Source organism: Methylobacterium sp. EM32, from assembly GCF_040593685.1.
Classification (GTDB): Bacteria; Pseudomonadota; Alphaproteobacteria; order Rhizobiales; family Beijerinckiaceae; genus Methylobacterium.
Genome location: NZ_JBEXZS010000177.1, coordinates 1 through 14227 on the forward strand (window position 1 = coordinate 1; position 14227 = coordinate 14227).

Consider the following 14227-nt stretch of genomic DNA (forward strand, 5'->3'; position numbering starts at 1 on the left):
CCCCCCCCCCCCCCCCCCCCCCCCCCCCCCCCCCCCCCCCCCCCCCCCCCCCCCCCCCCCCCCCCCCCCCCCCCCCCCCCCCCCCCCCCCCGCCGCCGCCCCCCCCCGCCCCCCCCCCCCCCCCCCCCCCCCCGCCCCGCCCCCGCCGCGCCCGCGGCGGGCCCCCCCGCCCGCCGCCGCCGCCGGCCCCGGGGCGGAGGTGGGCAGGGCGGGAGCGGGCTCGGTCGCGGCCGGCTTCGGCGCGTCGGCAGGCTTCTGTCCGTCGCCGGGATCTGGCGCCGCCGTGACGGGCTTGAAACTGTCCGGACCGGGCGAGAGGAGGTCAATGCCGGCCCGGGTCGCGTCCTTGGGCGCATCCCTCCTGGAGGTATCCTTGGCTGTGTCCTTGGACGGATCCCTGGGCGCGTCCGGGATCGCCGTGATCGCGGGAGGCGGCGTCGTGGCCACGGCCCCCGGCATCGCGGCGGCGACGCCCTCGGCCCGCGCCGCCGGCAGGCCGGCTTGCGCCGCCAGCAGCACCGCGAGGGTCGCTGCCGCGCCCGCGTTCCGGCCGGTCCTGCGCCTGGGAGCCATGGTCCTCTCCTCGAAGCCGCGGCCGGACGATGCGGCCACGCTGGTCAATCTAGACTAGTAAACACGCCGGCGCAGGCCGCGCCATCGCACGGCAGCCACACCTGGACGACATGCAACCTTAGGCGTGTGCGGCGTGTTCTGGCGCACCGCGATGGTGATCGCGGTGCGAAACCGGAGACGGCGACCGCGAGACGCCGCCCATGACAGGCAAAATGCGGTTTTCTTCGGACCGGACCTCGCGCGGGAGCGAAGATCAGGCGGCGTCCTCGGCCTTCTCGTCGTCGAGACCGAGCTCCTTCAACTTGCGATAGAGCGTGGAACGACCAATCCCGAGCCGGCGCGAGACTTCCGACATCCGCCCGCGGTAAAATTGCAGGGCGTAGCGGATGATCTCGCCTTCCAGGCCCTCCATGGTCTTCATCTCGCCGGTCTCCTCGGCGACGAGGGACAGGGCGTGGGGGTCGCGCACCTCGACCCGGACGATCTCGCGTACCGGGGCCGGCCCGGTGCCGGGTTCGGGCGAGGCGGGCAGGGGTGGGATGCGCACATCGAAGCCCTGGACCTGGGCGGCGATCTGCGGGAACTCCGCCACAGTCAGTTCGTCGCCGTCGGCCAGCACCACGGCGCGGAACAGCGCGTTCTCGAGCTGGCGCACGTTGCCGGGCCAGTCGTAGCGGGTGATCAGCTCCATCGCCTCGGGCGCGATGCCCCGGACCCGCTTGCCCTCCTCCGCCGCGAAGCGGGCGCAGAACGAGCGGGCGAGGTCCGGGATGTCCTCGCGCCGGGCCCGCAGGGGCGGCAGGGTCATCGGGAAGACATTGAGGCGGTAATACAGGTCCTCGCGGAAGCGGCCCTGCTTGACGAGGTCGAGGAGCGAGCGGTTCGTCGCCGAGATCAGCCGGATGTCGACCCGAACGCTCTTGCGCCCGCCGACCGGATCGACCTCGCCCTCCTGGAGCGCGCGCAGGAGCTTCACCTGCGCGTCGAGGGGCAGTTCGCCGATCTCATCGAGGAAGAGCGTGCCGCCGGAGGCTTCGACGAACTTGCCGAGATGGCGCTCGGTGGCGCCGGTGAAGGCGCCCTTCTCGTGGCCGAACAGAGTCGATTCGACGAGGTTGTCGGGGATCGCCCCGCAATTGACCGTGACGAAGGGCTTGCCGCGGCGGTCGCCCGAGCCCTGGATCGCGCGGGCCAGCACCTCCTTTCCGACGCCGGATTCGCCCTCGATCAGCACCGGGATGGTCGATTTCGCCGCCCGCTCGGCGAGCCGCATCACCCGGCCCATGTCGGGGCTCTTCGAGGTGAGGTCGCGGAACGAGAGGGCGCCGGACGCCCGCCGGCGCATGCGCCGGATCTCGTCCTGGAGCTGGTCGACCTGGAGCGCGTTGCGGATCGAGACCTGCAGCCGCTCGGGGCCGGCAGGCTTGACCACGAAATCGACCGCGCCGGCCCGCATGGCGTTGACGACCGCGTCGATCGAGCCGTTCGCGGTCTGGACGATGACCGGCGTGTCGATGCCGGCCTTGCGCAACTCGCCGAGCACCCCGAGCCCGTCGAGGCCGCCCGGCATCGCGAGGTCGAGGAGCACCACGTCGATGCTGGAATCGGGCGCCCGGATCGCGTCGAGGCCGGCTGCGCCGCTCTCGGCCACCACGGCCTCGAACCCGAGGCGCCGCACCATGGCCTCCGCCAGCCGGCGCTGCACGGGATCGTCGTCGACGATGAGGACCGTGGTGGTCATCTGTACTCCTCGGAAGGACCGGCGCTGCGGGGGCGCCGCCCTGGATGCCCTCGGTGCGTCCGGCCCGGCGAGCGGACGACCGGCGAATCACGCGGCTGTTTCGTTTCGAGCCGCATGCTGCGTCACAAGCGTAAAGTGGCTCTTAACGCCAACGAGAGGTTACCGGGCCAAGCCCCTCTCGCGCCGCAATCGCCGCGGCGTCGGTTGATCGCGGGCGGGTCGCGGCCGATATGTCCCCCGCATCGCTTGCGCCTGAAGGAACATCGTCCATGCCGCTGAGTGCCGCCGCGCCGTCCGACAGCGCCCTGAGCACCGCGAAGGCCGCGGCCCGCGCCGTCGATCTCGGGCCGCTGCCGGAATGGGACCTGTCGGATCTGTATGCCGGCCTCGACGACCCGGCCTTCGCCGCGGACCTCGCGACGGCCGAGACCGAGTGCCGCGGCTTCGCCGAGAGCTATCGCGGCCGCATTCGGGACCTCGTCGCCGGCGAGGGCGCGTCCGACCGGCTCGGCACCGCGGTGGCCGCCTACGAGGCGATCGAGGACCGTCTCGGCCGGTTGATGTCCTATGCCGGCCTCGTCTATTCGGGCGACACCACCGACCCGGCGCGGGCGAAGTTCTACGGCGACACCCAGGAGCGGCTGACGAACGCCGCGAGCGACCTGCTGTTCTTTACCCTCGAGCTCAACCGGATCGAGGACGCGCTGATCGACGCGGCCGCCGCCCACCCGCCGCTCGCGCGCTACCGCCCCTGGCTCGAGGACATCCGTCGCGAGAAGCCGCACCAGCTGAGCGACGAGGCGGAAAAGCTCTTCCTCGAGAAGTCGGTGACCGGCCGCGCCGCCTGGAACCGGCTGTTCGACGAGACGATCGCGTCCTTGCGCTTCCCGCTGCGCGGCGAGGAGCTGACGCTGGAGCCGACGCTCAACAAGCTCCAGGACCCCGACGAGACCGTGCGCCGGGACGCGGCGGGCGCGCTCAGCACCGTGTTCCGGGCGAACCTCCGGGTGTTCACGCTGATCACCAACACGCTCGCCAAGGACAAGGAGATCTCCGACCGCTGGCGCGGCTTCACCGACGTGTCGGATGCCCGCCACCTCGCCAACCGGGTCGAGCGCGACACCGTCGAGGCGCTGGTCGCGGCGGTCCAGGCCGCCTATCCGCGGCTGTCGCACCGCTACTACAAGCTGAAGGCGCGGTGGTTCAACCGTGACGACCTCGCCTACTGGGACCGCAACGCACCGCTGCCGAAGGTCGAGCAGCGCACGATCCCCTGGGCGGAAGCGCGCGAGACCGTGCTCTCGGCCTACGGCGCGTTCTCGCCGAAGATGGCCGAGATCGCCCGGCGCTTCTTCGACGGCAATTGGATCGACGCGCCGGTGCGGCCCGGCAAGGCGCCGGGCGCCTTCGCCCACCCGACCGTGCCCTCGGCCCATCCCTTCGTGCTGGTCAACTACCAGGGCAAGCCGCGGGACGTGATGACGCTCGCCCACGAGCTCGGCCACGGCGTCCACCAGGTGCTGGCGGGCCACAACGGCGCCCTGATGGCACCGACGCCGCTGACGCTCGCCGAGACCGCCAGCGTGTTCGGCGAGATGCTGACCTTCCGCCGCGTCCTCGAGGCCACCACCGACCCGGTGCAGCGCCGGGCGATGCTGGCCGCCAAGGTCGAGGACATGATCAACACGGTGGTGCGCCAGATCGCGTTTTACAGCTTCGAGCGCAAGGTCCACCTCGCCCGCCGCGAGGGCGAGCTGACCGCCGAGGCGATCAACGCCCTCTGGATGTCGGTGCAGGCGGAGAGCTTGGGGCCGGCGATCCGGCTCGACGAGGGCTACGAGCCCTACTGGGCCTATATCCCGCACTTCATCCACTCGCCGTTCTACGTCTACGCCTACGCCTTCGGCGACTGCCTGGTGAACTCGCTCTACGGCGTCTACCAGCGGGCGAGCGGCGATCCGGCGGCGGAGGAGGGCTTCGTCGAGCGCTACTTCGCCCTGCTGGCGGCCGGCGGCAGCCAGCCCTACGGCGAATTGCTGGCGCCGTTCGGGCTAGACGCCCGCGACCCGGCCTTCTGGCAGATCGGCCTGTCGATGATCGAGGGGATGATCGCGGAGCTGGAGGCGATGGAGGGGTGAGGCGTCATCGAACCGTCGCGCCCGGCCCCTAGCGACGGCGGCCGGGTGCGGCGGCGTCCCGGTCGCGCCCCTCTCGACAGGCGGGGACGAAGGACGCCCGATGCCGCCCCTCCTCAGCGACGAACCCGCCCTGCCGGGCCTGATCTGGGCGATGCGGTTCGACGCGGCGGGCCGCGGGCGGCTGGTCGAGCCGGGCGAGGAGATCCCGGCGCTCGGCCGCTTCGGCGAGGGCTTCGTCTGGCTCCACGTCAACCTCAACGACGCGCGGGTGCCGGCCCTGGTGGCGGAGGGGCGCCTCGGCCCGCCGGACCTCGCGGCGGCAGCCTTCGCCAGCGATCCCCACCAGCGGGTCACGATCGAGGACGGCCAGGTCGGCGGCGTCATCGCCGACCTCACCCGGGACGCCGACCTCGCCCGCGATACCGAAGCGCCTGCCGCCCCGGAGCGCCTGCCCGACGCCGCCGGGCGGCTGCACTTCGTGCTCGGGCCGAACTACCTCGTCAGCGGGCGCCGGCACCCAATCATCGGCCCCGACGCGGTGCGTGAGGCGATCGCCGAGGGGAGGGCGCTGCCCGGGCCGGTGGCTCTGCTCGAAACCCTGATCGGCCGTGTCGCGGCGGCGATCGGCGCCCGCGGCACGCTCCTGTCCGACCGCTTCGACGGGATCGAGGACCACATCCTCGACGAGCGCATCCGCGACGAGACCCGCCATCTCGGGCCGATCCGCCGCGACGCCGTGCGGCTGCACCGCCAGCTCAACGGCCTGCGGGCGGTCTTCCACCGCCTGGAGGAGGACGGCGAGGACCTACCCGAGGAAACCCGGGAGGCGGCCGCCCGCATCGCCCAGCGCCTCGACGCGCTGGACCGCGACATGGTGGTGCTGGCCGAGCGCAGCCGGCTGCCGCAGGAGGAATTGTCGGGGCTGCTCGCCCGCCAGTCGAACCGCCAGCTCCAGACCCTGTCGGTCCTGACCGCGCTGTTCCTGCCGCCGACCCTGGTCACCGGCCTGTTCGGCATGAATACCAAGGGCCTGCCCCTGGCCGAGTGGGACGACGGCTCGACGGTGGCGATCGGGATTGCCGTCCTCTCCGCCGCCGCGGCCTTCCTGCTGATCCGCCGGCTCGGGCTCGGCGGGCAGAAGGGCTGACGCGTCCCGGGTCGAGAACGCGGTCGGCGCGACGGGCCGCTCGGAGGATCGTGTCGTTGGTCCGACGGCGACCGACTTGCTCACCGCCAAGCGTACGCGCCCGACAGGATGGCCTGCAACCCGATCGGGAACTCCGCCGCCACCGGCAGACCGAGCGGCGACATGCGGCCATGCATCAGGTCGAGCACCGCGAGCGGCAGGTCGAGGACGACCGGCGCCGAGCCGTCGGAGATGTCCCTGACGAGGCAGAGGTGGTGGCGCCGGTCGCTCGGCTCCCCCCGGGGGGGGTCGGCCGCGCCGCCGGTGATCGCCGTGTCGAGCGCGTCCTCGACGACCGTCCAGGAGAACAGCGGATCGGCCGCCGCGATGGCCGCGGCGTTGAGACGTGCCAAATCGGAGACGAAGCTGAATACGAGATCCGCACCCGCACGGTCGCTCGCGAACCAGCGGGCGTACGGCGCGTTCACCTCGCCATCGCCGCGGGCGGGGTCGAAGGGGCGGTGCGGGACCCAGCCGGCCAGCCACGCATCGATCCGTCGCCCCTCGGCCAGCGCCGCGTCGTCGCCCCTCAGCACGGCCGCCCCGTCGAGCCCTTCCCGGGCGAGCCGCGAGACGAGGACGGCGATCCGGTCCGCGTCGCGGGCGAGGAACCGGGCCAGGTTCTCGGCGCGCTGCTCCCGTGTCAGCCCCCGGGGATCGCCGCGATGGAGCGGCGTGTCGGGCGGGTAGTCGCCGAGGCGGGCGGAGAGACGGGCATAGGGATCGCCGGCCGCTCCACCGGGACGCACGGCCGCGCCGTCGTCCTGCCGTCCGGACGACCTTCGGCCGCCGAGCCAATCGAAAATGCCGGGCATGGCTCCCGTCTAACAGCCGGCGCGCGACGCGGCCAGCCGTCGGAACCAGTGTCAAACCATGCCGATATCCGGAGCCGTCGAATACCAGCATCCCGGGAGCCCGCGAGGGCTCCCAAGCAGTCCCCGACCCGGTCGAGCCGACCGGGCTTCGACCCTACGCCGCCTTGCGCCGCCCCGATATCTCCGCCACCGCGATCCCGCCGAGCACCAGGGCAAGCGCCGAGGCCTCGACGAGGCCGAAGGGCTCGCCCACCAGCCCCACCGCCAGGATCGCCCCGAAGGCCGGCACCAGGTTGTTGAACAGCCCGGCACGGTTCGCCCCGATCGTCTTGACCCCGCGCATATAGGCGAGCTGCGCCACGAGCGACGGGCCGAGCGCCGTGAAGGCGATCAGCGCCCAGCCGGCGGCGCCGGGCCAGAGGACGCGGCCGGCGGCCCATTCGGCCAGGAGGAGCGGCACCGAGGTCGCCCAGGCGGCGACCGCCATGGCGGCGAAGAAGGCGAGGCCCGGTACCGCCGGCCGCAAGGGGAGGGCAATCGTGTAGCCGGCGTAGAACAGGCAGGCCAGCAGCACCAGGAGGTCGCCGCGGTTGAGATCCAGCGCCCGCAGCCGCGCGAGGTCGCCGTGGCTCGCCACCAGCACCACCCCGGCGAGCGTGATCGCGGCGCCGACGATCTGCCCGCCCCGCACCGCGACGCCGCGGACGAGGAAGTTCAGGACGAGCACCAGGACCGGAATGGTGCCCTCGATCAGCGACAGGTTGACGGCGCTCGTCAGCGCGCCGGCCTCGTAGGTGAGCGCGTTGAAGCCGGTATAGCCGACGCCCCCCATCAGCAGGATCAGCGGCCAGTGCGCCCACAGGGTGCGCCGGTGGGCCCAGGTCTCGCGCCCGGCCATCGCGGCGATGGCCGTCAGCGCGATCGACCAGCGCAGGGCGACGAGCGCCTGCGGCGAGACGAGACCGACCGCGATCTTGCTCGCCACCGCGTTGCCGGCCCAGAGAAAGGTCGCGAAGGCGAGGAGCGCGTAGGCGGTCGCGGCCGAACGGCCGCCGCTCACGCCAGGGCCATCAGGAAGCGCTCGATCAGTTCCAGGGCCCGCTGGGTCATGGCGATGGGATAACGGATGAAGACGTGGCAGCCGCCGGTATAGACCGAGGTGTAGCCGCCATTGTTGGCCGCGGCCCAGCGCATCGACATGAACAGGGTGTCGTCGAGGAGCGGATCGCGGGTGCCGACCGAGAACAGGGCCGGCGGCAGGCCGGCGAGGTCGGCGTAGAGCGGCGACACATCGGGCGAGCGCCGGGCGACGCCCTCGGGCACGAAGCCGTCGGCGAAGCGGCGGATGTCGGTGGAGTTGAGGACGAGGCGCTCGTCGCCCCAGTTGCGGGCGCTCGCGGTGACGCCGAGGTCGTAGAGGCCGGAAAACAGGTTGGCGCCGCGGAACGCCTTGGGCAGCCGGTGGCGGTCGCGCAGGCGCAGGAGCGTCATGACGCTCAGATGCGCGCCGACCGATTCGCCGCCGATGGTCAGCGCCTCGACGCCGAACAGCTTGCGGCCCTCGTGGTAGAGCCAGAGCGCCGCGGCCTCGCAATCGTCGATCGGGGCCGGGTAGGGGTGCTCGGGCGCCAGCCGGTACTCGACCGAGACGCAGACGAAGCCGCAGCGCTCGGCGATGCGCTCGAGCCAGGGATCCTGCTCGTCGGCCCCGCCCCAGATCCATCCGCCGGAATGGATGTGCAGGTAGGCGCCGCGGGCCTTCCGCTGCGGCCGGATCACCCTGAGCGCCAGCGGCCCGCCGGGGCCGGGAATCGTGATCGTCTCGGCCCGCTCGCTGCGGGGCATCGCCGGATAGGCGACGCTGCCGCGCCGGCGGCGCTCGCGCACCTCGGCCACGGGCATGGACCAGGGGTCCGGCGCCTGGGCCTGGGCGGCGATGATCTCCCGGTTCAGCCGCTCGGCGTCGGGATCGGTTTTCGCCGGGTCGAAGAGCGCGTGGTCGATCATGCTCGGGGTATCAATCTCGCGGCGCTGCGCCGCCGGCCTCGCGGGCGGCGGAGCGTCTCGGGGTTGCGGGCGGGCCACCGTCCTGCCCGGTGTGGCACACCGGGCATCTTGGGATAATCCGCGAAGGTTGCCATCTCAGGTCCGGATTGCCAAACGGTGCAATGCGCCGGGTCGCGCAGGGTTTCGTCCGGGATGTGACAATCCCGCAACGCTGCCCCGCAACGCCCGGGTTGCGTTGCGTCACGGTTCACCGTCCATCCGCAACGGCAGGGTCGCGAGGAAGCATGAGCGAGCAGAGATTCCACCGTCCCTTCGGCGGGCAGGGTGCGGGCCCCCAGGGCGGCCCGCAATTCGGGCAGGAACCCTACGATTCGGGCTACCGGCAGGACCGGCGCTCGACCCTGCACCGCTTCCTCGGCGGCTCGCCGGGGGCGGTGCTGGTGCGGCTGGTGTTCCTGTCGCTCCTCGTCGGCGCCGGCATGGCGATGATGGGGGTGACGCCCGGGCTCCTGTTCGCCCAGGCCTACGACACGATCCACTCGCTGATCGCGCTCGGCTTCGAGACCTTCCACGATGCCGGCCGCTGGTTCGTCGCCGGCGCGGTGGTGGTGGTGCCGCTCTGGCTCCTGTCGCGCGTCTTCGCCCGCGGCCGCTGACGCGACCGTGATGCACCAAGCCGCCTTGAGCCGGCCCGGCACGAGCCCGGAGGTCACGCACCGCCGGATCCTCGCCCTCGCCCTGCCGATGACGCTCGCCAACGTCACGACGCCGCTGCTCGGCCTCGTCGGGACGGCGGCGGTGGGACGGCTCGGCGACGCGTCCCTGCTCGGGGCGCTGGCCCTCGGCGCGGTGGTGTTCGATTACCTGTTCTGGACCTTCGGGGCGCTGCGGATGGCGACCGCCGGCCTCACCGCGCAGGCGACCGGGGCGGGCGACCGGCCGGAGATCGACCGCACCCTCGCCCGGGCGCTCGCGGTGGCCGTCACCGTCGGCCTCGTCATGGTGGCGTTGCAGGGGCCGCTCGGAGCTCTGGCGCTCACGCTGTTCGGCGCCAGCCCGGCGGTGACCACGGCGCTCGCCGGCTATTTCGCCGTCCGGATCTGGTGCGCGCCGTTCACGCTCGCGAACTACGCCATCCTCGGCTCGACCCTCGGGCGCGGCCGCACCGATCTCGGCCTCGGCCTGCAAGTCGCGATCAACGCCGTCAATGTCGCGCTCACCCTGCTCTTCGTCCTCGGCCTCGGCTACGGCGTCGCCGGGGCGGCGCTTGCCACGCTGCTGGCGGAGGTCGCCGGCACGATCCTCGGCCTCGTCGTGCTCCGCCGCCTCGGCTCGCGGCCCTGGCGCGTGCCCCTCTCCGAGATCGCCGAGCGCGCGGGCCTCGCCCGGATGCTCGCGGTCAACGGCGACGTGATGGTGCGGACTCTCGCGCTCATCACCGCGCTCGCCCTGTTCACCGGCCTCGGGGCGCGGGCCGGCGACGTAACGCTCGCGGCCAACGCGGTGCTGCAGAACCTCTTCCTGATCGGCAGCTTCTTCCTCGACGGCTTCGCCACCGCCGCGGAGGTGCTGTGCGGCCAGGCGCTTGGCGCCCGCGACGAGGGCGCCTTCCGGGGGGCGGTGCGCCTCTCCCTCGGCTGGTGCCTCGGCTTCGCGCTGGCGATCTCGGGCCTGTTCCTCGCCGTAGGTGGCCCGTTCATCGACGCGATCACCACCGCGCCGGAGGTGCGGGCCCTCGCGCACGACTTCCTCGCCTACGCTGCCCTGACGCCGCTCGCCGCGGCGGCCGCCTTCGCATTCGACGGCGTCTATATCGGGGCGACCTGGACCCGGGCGATGCGCAACCTGATGCTGGCGGCGCTTGCGGTCGACGCCGCGCTGCTGGCGGCGATGCGGGATCTCGGCAATACCGGCCTGTGGCTCGCCATGCTGGCCTTCCTGGCGGTCCGCGGCCTCGGCCAAGCCGCCTTCTACCCGCGGCTCGCGGCCGGCGCCTTCCCGCAGCCACGGGTCGGACCCCTGACGGAGGCGGCGCGATGAGCGGGACGATCTCGGGCGGATGCCGGTGCGGCGCGGTGCGCTACGAGGCGCGGGGCGACGCCTGGAACGTCACGGTCTGCCACTGTGCGGATTGCCGCGGCGCCACCGGCGCGCCGATGGTCGGCTGGCTCACGGTGCGGCGGGATTCCTGCCGCCTCAGTGCAGAGCCGGCCTGGTTCCGCTCGAGCCCGCGGGCGGAGCGCGGCTTCTGCCCGGCCTGCGGCACGCCGCTCGCGTACCGGGCCGACGACCTGCCCGGAGAGATCGATTTGACGCTCGCCAGCCTCGACGATCCGGAGCGTTTCCCGCCGCGCGACCACGTCTGGGTTTCGCGCCGCCTGTCCTGGGTCGCGCTGCCCCCCGGATTGCCGGCCTACCCGCAGGCGCGCGGGTCCTGACGCCTCCACCCGACCCCGCCGCACGAGACCATCCCGCATGACGATGGCGGACCCGACCGCTCCCTGTGAGACCGATGCACCGGACTCGGCACCGTGCTCAGCTCCGTACTTGGCCCCCCGCGCGGTCGATGACCCGGCGGCCTGCACCTTCAACCACACCATCGACCTGCCGGGCCACGGCACCGTGGCGGGGGCCTGGGACCTGAGGCCGGGGCTCGACGATTATCTCGGTCACGTCGCGGTGGCGGGCAAGCGCGTGCTCGATTTCGGCGCCACCAGCGGCTTCCTCGGCTTCGCCATGGAGGCGCGGGGCGCCGAGGTGGTGTCCTACGACTTCGCCGGCGAGGCCTGCTGGGAGATGGTGCCGTATCCGGATTTCGAGCGCGCGGTGATCGCGCCGGAGATCCGCAACCACCTGCGCCGGTTCGAGAACGCCTACTGGTACAGTCACGCCGCCCTCGGCTCGCGCTCGCGCCGCGCCGGCGGCTCGCTCTACGACGTGCCGGAGGCGATCGGCCCCGTCGACGTCGCGGTGCTCGGCAACGCGCTGGCGCGCCTGCGCGACCCGTTCCGGGCCCTCCACGGCACCCTGCGGCTCACCCGCGAGACGGTGGTGGTGACCGAGATGCTGCCGAAATCATTGCAATTCCTGCGCTGGCTGCCGCGCAGCCTCGGCCTGCCGCTGTTCCTGCTGCCCCGCACCGACCAGCGGATCCGCTTCGACGCCTGGTGGACCATCGCCCCGGCCACGATGCAGGAATTTTTGGCGATCCTGGGCTTCGGCGAATCGACGGTGACCTATCACCGCCAGTCGCTGCTCGGGCAGAAGCGGCTCTGCTACACGGTGGTGGCGCGGCGCACCGAACCGACGAACCCGGAATTGTGAGCTTTTTGGACCTGGCGCGCCCGAACCCTCCCTCCCTCTGCGGGGGAGGGTGCCCCACTGCGAGTGCGAAGCACTTGTGCGTGGGGCGGGAGAGGGGGCGCCGCTTCCGGAGAGGTCGCGCGCTCCATGAAGGGCGCCACCTGGATCAGCGTCGCGCTACCCCTCTCCCGGCCTGCTCCGCAGAGGGGGGAGGGGTCGGACGCGAGCCCCGTCCCGGATGCGATTCCGTCACGCCGAGCGCGCCAGCTCCGCCGCGTCGCGTCCGACCACGTCCGTGAGGCTCGAGATCCCCTCCGCCTCCATCCGGCGCAACAGGCCCGCCTTGATCTCCCCGACGAGGCCCGGGCCGGCATAGACCAGCGCCGAGTAGAGCTGGACCAGGCTGGCACCGGCCCGGATCTTGGTCCAGGCGGCCTCGGCCGAATCGACGCCGCCGACGCCGATCAGCGGCAGCGCGGTCCCGACCCGCAGGTAGGCCTCGGCGAGGAGCCGGGTCGAGGGCGAGAAGAGCGGCCGGCCGGACAGGCCGCCGGTCTCTCCCTTCGCCGCCCCGACGAGGCTCGCCGGCCGCGCCACGGTGGTGTTGGAGACGACGAGCGCGTCGACGCCGCGGCGGCGCGCGGTCGCCGCCATCGCGTCGAGACCGTCGAGGCCGAGATCGGGGGCGATCTTGAGCAGCACCGCCGTGCGACGTCCCGCGTCCTGCCCGGATTCGTCGCGGGCCGCGACCACCCGGGCGAGCAGGTCGTCGAGGAACGCTTCCCCCTGCAGGTCGCGCAGACCCGGCGTGTTGGGCGAGGAGACGTTGACGGTGATGAAGTCGACGAGCCCGGTGAGGCCCCGGGTGCAGGCGACGTAGTCGGCGAGGCGGTCGGCCGAGTCCTTGTTCGCCCCGATATTGACCCCGACGATCCCCGGCCGGCCGCGTCGAGCCGCGAGGCGGGCCCGCACCACCGCCAGCCCCTCGCTGTTGAGGCCGAATCGGTTGATCACCGCCCCGTCCTCCGGCAGCCGGAAGACCCGCGGGCGCGGATTGCCCGGCTGCGGCCGGGGCACTACCCCGCCGACCTCGACGAAGCCGAATCCGAGCCCCAGCAGCGCGTCCGGCGCCCGCGCGCCCTTGTCGAACCCTGCCGCAAGGCCAATCGGATTAGGGAAAGTTCGCGATATAACAGTTACGCAGAGACGGGGGTCATCAGCCGGCGGATGTCGTACGGGAAGGCGCGTGAGTGCCCCAACGGTCAAGGTGTGGGCGGTCTCGGCATCGACGGCGTGCAGCAGCGGACGGACGAGAGGAAAGACGGCCGAGAGCAAGATCAACCCCTTGCAAGATCAGGGAAAATATGGGTTCCCCCGGGTCCCGCCGGCAGCGGCGCGACGTGCCGGACGGCCGAGAGCGGCAGCGGGCCGTAGAGGTGGGGAAACAGGGCGCCGCCGCGGGATGGCTCGTATCGCAGCGCCTCTCCCAGTGCCTCAGCGTCAACTGCGATCAGGAGAAGATTGTCCTGTCCCGAGAAGTGCTTGGCGGCCGTCTCGGGCGCCTGCGCGGCGGTCGAGAAATGGATGAAGCCGTCGGCCAGATCGACCGGCGCACCGTCGAACCGGCCAGCCGCCTCGGCTTCACGCCACAGGGCCGCCGGGCATATCTTGTAGATGAGGGTCATGGGCGCCTCTGGCCTCCTCGGCGGGGTGCGGGCGAGCGATAACCGCCCCGGAACGGCCCGGCAACGCCCGTTGCCTTTCGGCGAGGGTTCGGTACTTTACATTTGTTAGTTCGCTGGTGAACGTACACCGCGCGGCAAGCCAGGTCTCCCATGCTGTCCCACGAGCGAATCTGGTCCGCGATCGACCATCTCGCCCAACGTAACAATCTGACGGCGTCAGGCCTCGCCAAGCGCGCTGGGCTCGACGCGACGAGCTTCAACCGCTCGAAGCGGATCAGTCCTGACGGACGCAAGCGCTGGCCCTCGACCGAATCGGTCGCCAAGATCCTGGCCGCGACGGGGGCCTCGCTCGACGACTTCCTGGGCCTGATCGAGCCGCGGAACGGCGGCACCCGCGTCGCGGTGCCGCTGATCGGCAGCGAGAGCGCGATCGGGCATATCGGGGCCAACGGCCTGCCGGGCAACGGCGGCGCCACGGCGGAGGTGGAGCTGCCGGGCCTCGGTCCCGAGCGCTGCTTCGCCATCGAGGTCCGGGACGGCGCCCTCTCCCCGCTCTACCGGGAGGGCGACGTGCTGGTGGTCTCCGCCACCGCGGCGATCCGCAAGGGTGACCGGGTGGTGACCTGCCTCGGCGGCGGCAGCATCCTGGTCGCCGAGCTGAAACGGCGCACCGCCCGGGCGGCGGAGCTCAGCGGGCCGGCGCCCGGCGATCCCGACCGGGTCGTCCCGGCCTCGGAGATCGCGTGGATGGCTCGGGTGATGTGGGTGCGGCACTAACT

General features: G+C 72.5%; 14 protein-coding genes. 8 read left to right on the top strand and 6 right to left on the bottom strand.

Annotation, left to right across the window (positions count from 1 at the left end; translation table 11 throughout):
- Positions 1–439: 439 nt before the first annotated feature.
- Positions 440–631, top strand: coding sequence for a hypothetical protein (locus ABZT49_RS23385; protein ID WP_355289442.1), 192 nt, complete (start codon positions 440–442; stop codon positions 629–631).
- Positions 632–826: 195 nt separating this feature from the next.
- Here the strand turns inward: ABZT49_RS23385 and ABZT49_RS23390 are convergent, their stop codons facing one another.
- The gene (locus ABZT49_RS23390) at positions 827–2314 is read right to left on the bottom strand and encodes a sigma-54 dependent transcriptional regulator (RefSeq protein WP_355289444.1); all 1488 of its coding nucleotides are present in this window, start codon (positions 2312–2314) and stop codon (positions 827–829) included.
- A 269-nt stretch (positions 2315–2583) separates the two neighbouring features.
- Between ABZT49_RS23390 and ABZT49_RS23395 the strand changes: the two genes are divergently transcribed.
- Complete coding sequence (locus ABZT49_RS23395; RefSeq protein ID WP_355289446.1) at positions 2584–4452, top strand: M3 family oligoendopeptidase; 1869 nt, start codon at positions 2584–2586, stop codon at positions 4450–4452.
- A gap of 100 nt (positions 4453–4552) precedes the next feature.
- On the top strand, positions 4553–5599 hold the full coding sequence (locus tag ABZT49_RS23400) for a transporter (protein WP_355289448.1): 1047 nt from the start codon (positions 4553–4555) through the stop codon (positions 5597–5599).
- 80 nt (positions 5600–5679) lie between these two features.
- On the opposite strand, the gene ABZT49_RS23405 is transcribed toward ABZT49_RS23400, so the two are convergent.
- The 3 genes from ABZT49_RS23405 to ABZT49_RS23415 all read right to left on the bottom strand — a co-directional run bounded on the left by ABZT49_RS23405 (position 5680) and on the right by ABZT49_RS23415 (position 8460).
- Positions 5680–6387: a hypothetical protein gene (locus ABZT49_RS23405; protein WP_355289450.1), complete on the bottom strand. Its 708-nt coding sequence runs from the start codon at positions 6385–6387 to the stop codon at positions 5680–5682.
- A gap of 220 nt (positions 6388–6607) precedes the next feature.
- Positions 6608–7513 carry a DMT family transporter gene (locus ABZT49_RS23410; RefSeq protein WP_355289451.1) on the bottom strand — a complete coding sequence of 302 codons (906 nt, stop codon included), beginning with the start codon at positions 7511–7513 and terminating at the stop codon, positions 6608–6610.
- Positions 7510–8460 carry an alpha/beta hydrolase gene (locus ABZT49_RS23415; protein ID WP_109971764.1) on the bottom strand — a complete coding sequence of 317 codons (951 nt, stop codon included), beginning with the start codon at positions 8458–8460 and terminating at the stop codon, positions 7510–7512. The genes ABZT49_RS23410 and ABZT49_RS23415 overlap by 4 nt, the downstream gene beginning before the upstream one ends.
- 284 nt (positions 8461–8744) lie before the next feature.
- Here ABZT49_RS23415 and ABZT49_RS23420 point away from each other — a divergent pair, with 284 nt between their 5' ends.
- The 4 genes from ABZT49_RS23420 (at position 8745) to ABZT49_RS23435 (ending at position 11784) form a co-directional block, all read left to right on the top strand.
- Positions 8745–9116 (top strand): DUF6460 domain-containing protein, encoded by a 372-nt coding sequence (locus ABZT49_RS23420; protein WP_355289454.1) that lies wholly within the window; start codon positions 8745–8747, stop codon positions 9114–9116.
- 10 nt (positions 9117–9126) lie between these two features.
- Entirely contained in the window at positions 9127–10500 is a 1374-nt protein-coding gene (locus tag ABZT49_RS23425; protein WP_355289456.1) for an MATE family efflux transporter, read from the top strand.
- A complete protein-coding gene (locus ABZT49_RS23430) occupies positions 10497–10898 on the top strand; it encodes a GFA family protein (protein WP_355289458.1) in 402 nt (133 codons plus the stop codon). Before ABZT49_RS23425 ends, ABZT49_RS23430 begins: the two co-directional genes overlap by 4 nt.
- A 109-nt stretch (positions 10899–11007) precedes the next feature.
- On the top strand, positions 11008–11784 hold the full coding sequence (locus tag ABZT49_RS23435; RefSeq protein ID WP_355289460.1) for a hypothetical protein: 777 nt from the start codon (positions 11008–11010) through the stop codon (positions 11782–11784).
- Positions 11785–12012: 228 nt separating this feature from the next.
- Here the strand turns inward: ABZT49_RS23435 and ABZT49_RS23440 are convergent, their stop codons facing one another.
- Positions 12013–13098: a quinone-dependent dihydroorotate dehydrogenase gene (locus ABZT49_RS23440; RefSeq protein WP_355289462.1), complete on the bottom strand. Its 1086-nt coding sequence runs from the start codon at positions 13096–13098 to the stop codon at positions 12013–12015.
- Positions 13099–13100: 2 nt separating this feature from the next.
- The gene (locus ABZT49_RS23445) at positions 13101–13448 is read right to left on the bottom strand and encodes a DUF952 domain-containing protein (RefSeq protein ID WP_355289464.1); all 348 of its coding nucleotides are present in this window, start codon (positions 13446–13448) and stop codon (positions 13101–13103) included.
- A 150-nt stretch (positions 13449–13598) separates the two neighbouring features.
- On the opposite strand from ABZT49_RS23445, the gene ABZT49_RS23450 reads away from it, so the two are divergent.
- The gene (locus tag ABZT49_RS23450) at positions 13599–14225 is read left to right on the top strand and encodes a helix-turn-helix transcriptional regulator (RefSeq protein WP_355289465.1); all 627 of its coding nucleotides are present in this window, start codon (positions 13599–13601) and stop codon (positions 14223–14225) included.
- Positions 14226–14227: the final 2 nt, after the last annotated feature.

Excerpts from the sequence above, each read along its gene's own strand:
- ABZT49_RS23390 (WP_355289444.1), bottom strand. The coding sequence starts at position 2,314 with ATGACCACCACGGTCCTCATCGTCGACGACGATCCCGTGCAGCGCCGG.
- ABZT49_RS23395 (WP_355289446.1), top strand. The coding sequence starts at position 2,584 with ATGCCGCTGAGTGCCGCCGCGCCGTCCGACAGCGCCCTGAGCACCGCG.
- ABZT49_RS23400 (WP_355289448.1), top strand. The coding sequence starts at position 4,553 with ATGCCGCCCCTCCTCAGCGACGAACCCGCCCTGCCGGGCCTGATCTGG.
- ABZT49_RS23415 (WP_109971764.1), bottom strand. The coding sequence starts at position 8,460 with ATGATCGACCACGCGCTCTTCGACCCGGCGAAAACCGATCCCGACGCC.
- ABZT49_RS23420 (WP_355289454.1), top strand. The coding sequence starts at position 8,745 with ATGAGCGAGCAGAGATTCCACCGTCCCTTCGGCGGGCAGGGTGCGGGC.
- ABZT49_RS23425 (WP_355289456.1), top strand. The coding sequence starts at position 9,127 with ATGCACCAAGCCGCCTTGAGCCGGCCCGGCACGAGCCCGGAGGTCACG.
- ABZT49_RS23430 (WP_355289458.1), top strand. The coding sequence starts at position 10,497 with ATGAGCGGGACGATCTCGGGCGGATGCCGGTGCGGCGCGGTGCGCTAC.
- ABZT49_RS23445 (WP_355289464.1), bottom strand. The coding sequence starts at position 13,448 with ATGACCCTCATCTACAAGATATGCCCGGCGGCCCTGTGGCGTGAAGCC.
- ABZT49_RS23450 (WP_355289465.1), top strand. The coding sequence starts at position 13,599 with ATGCTGTCCCACGAGCGAATCTGGTCCGCGATCGACCATCTCGCCCAA.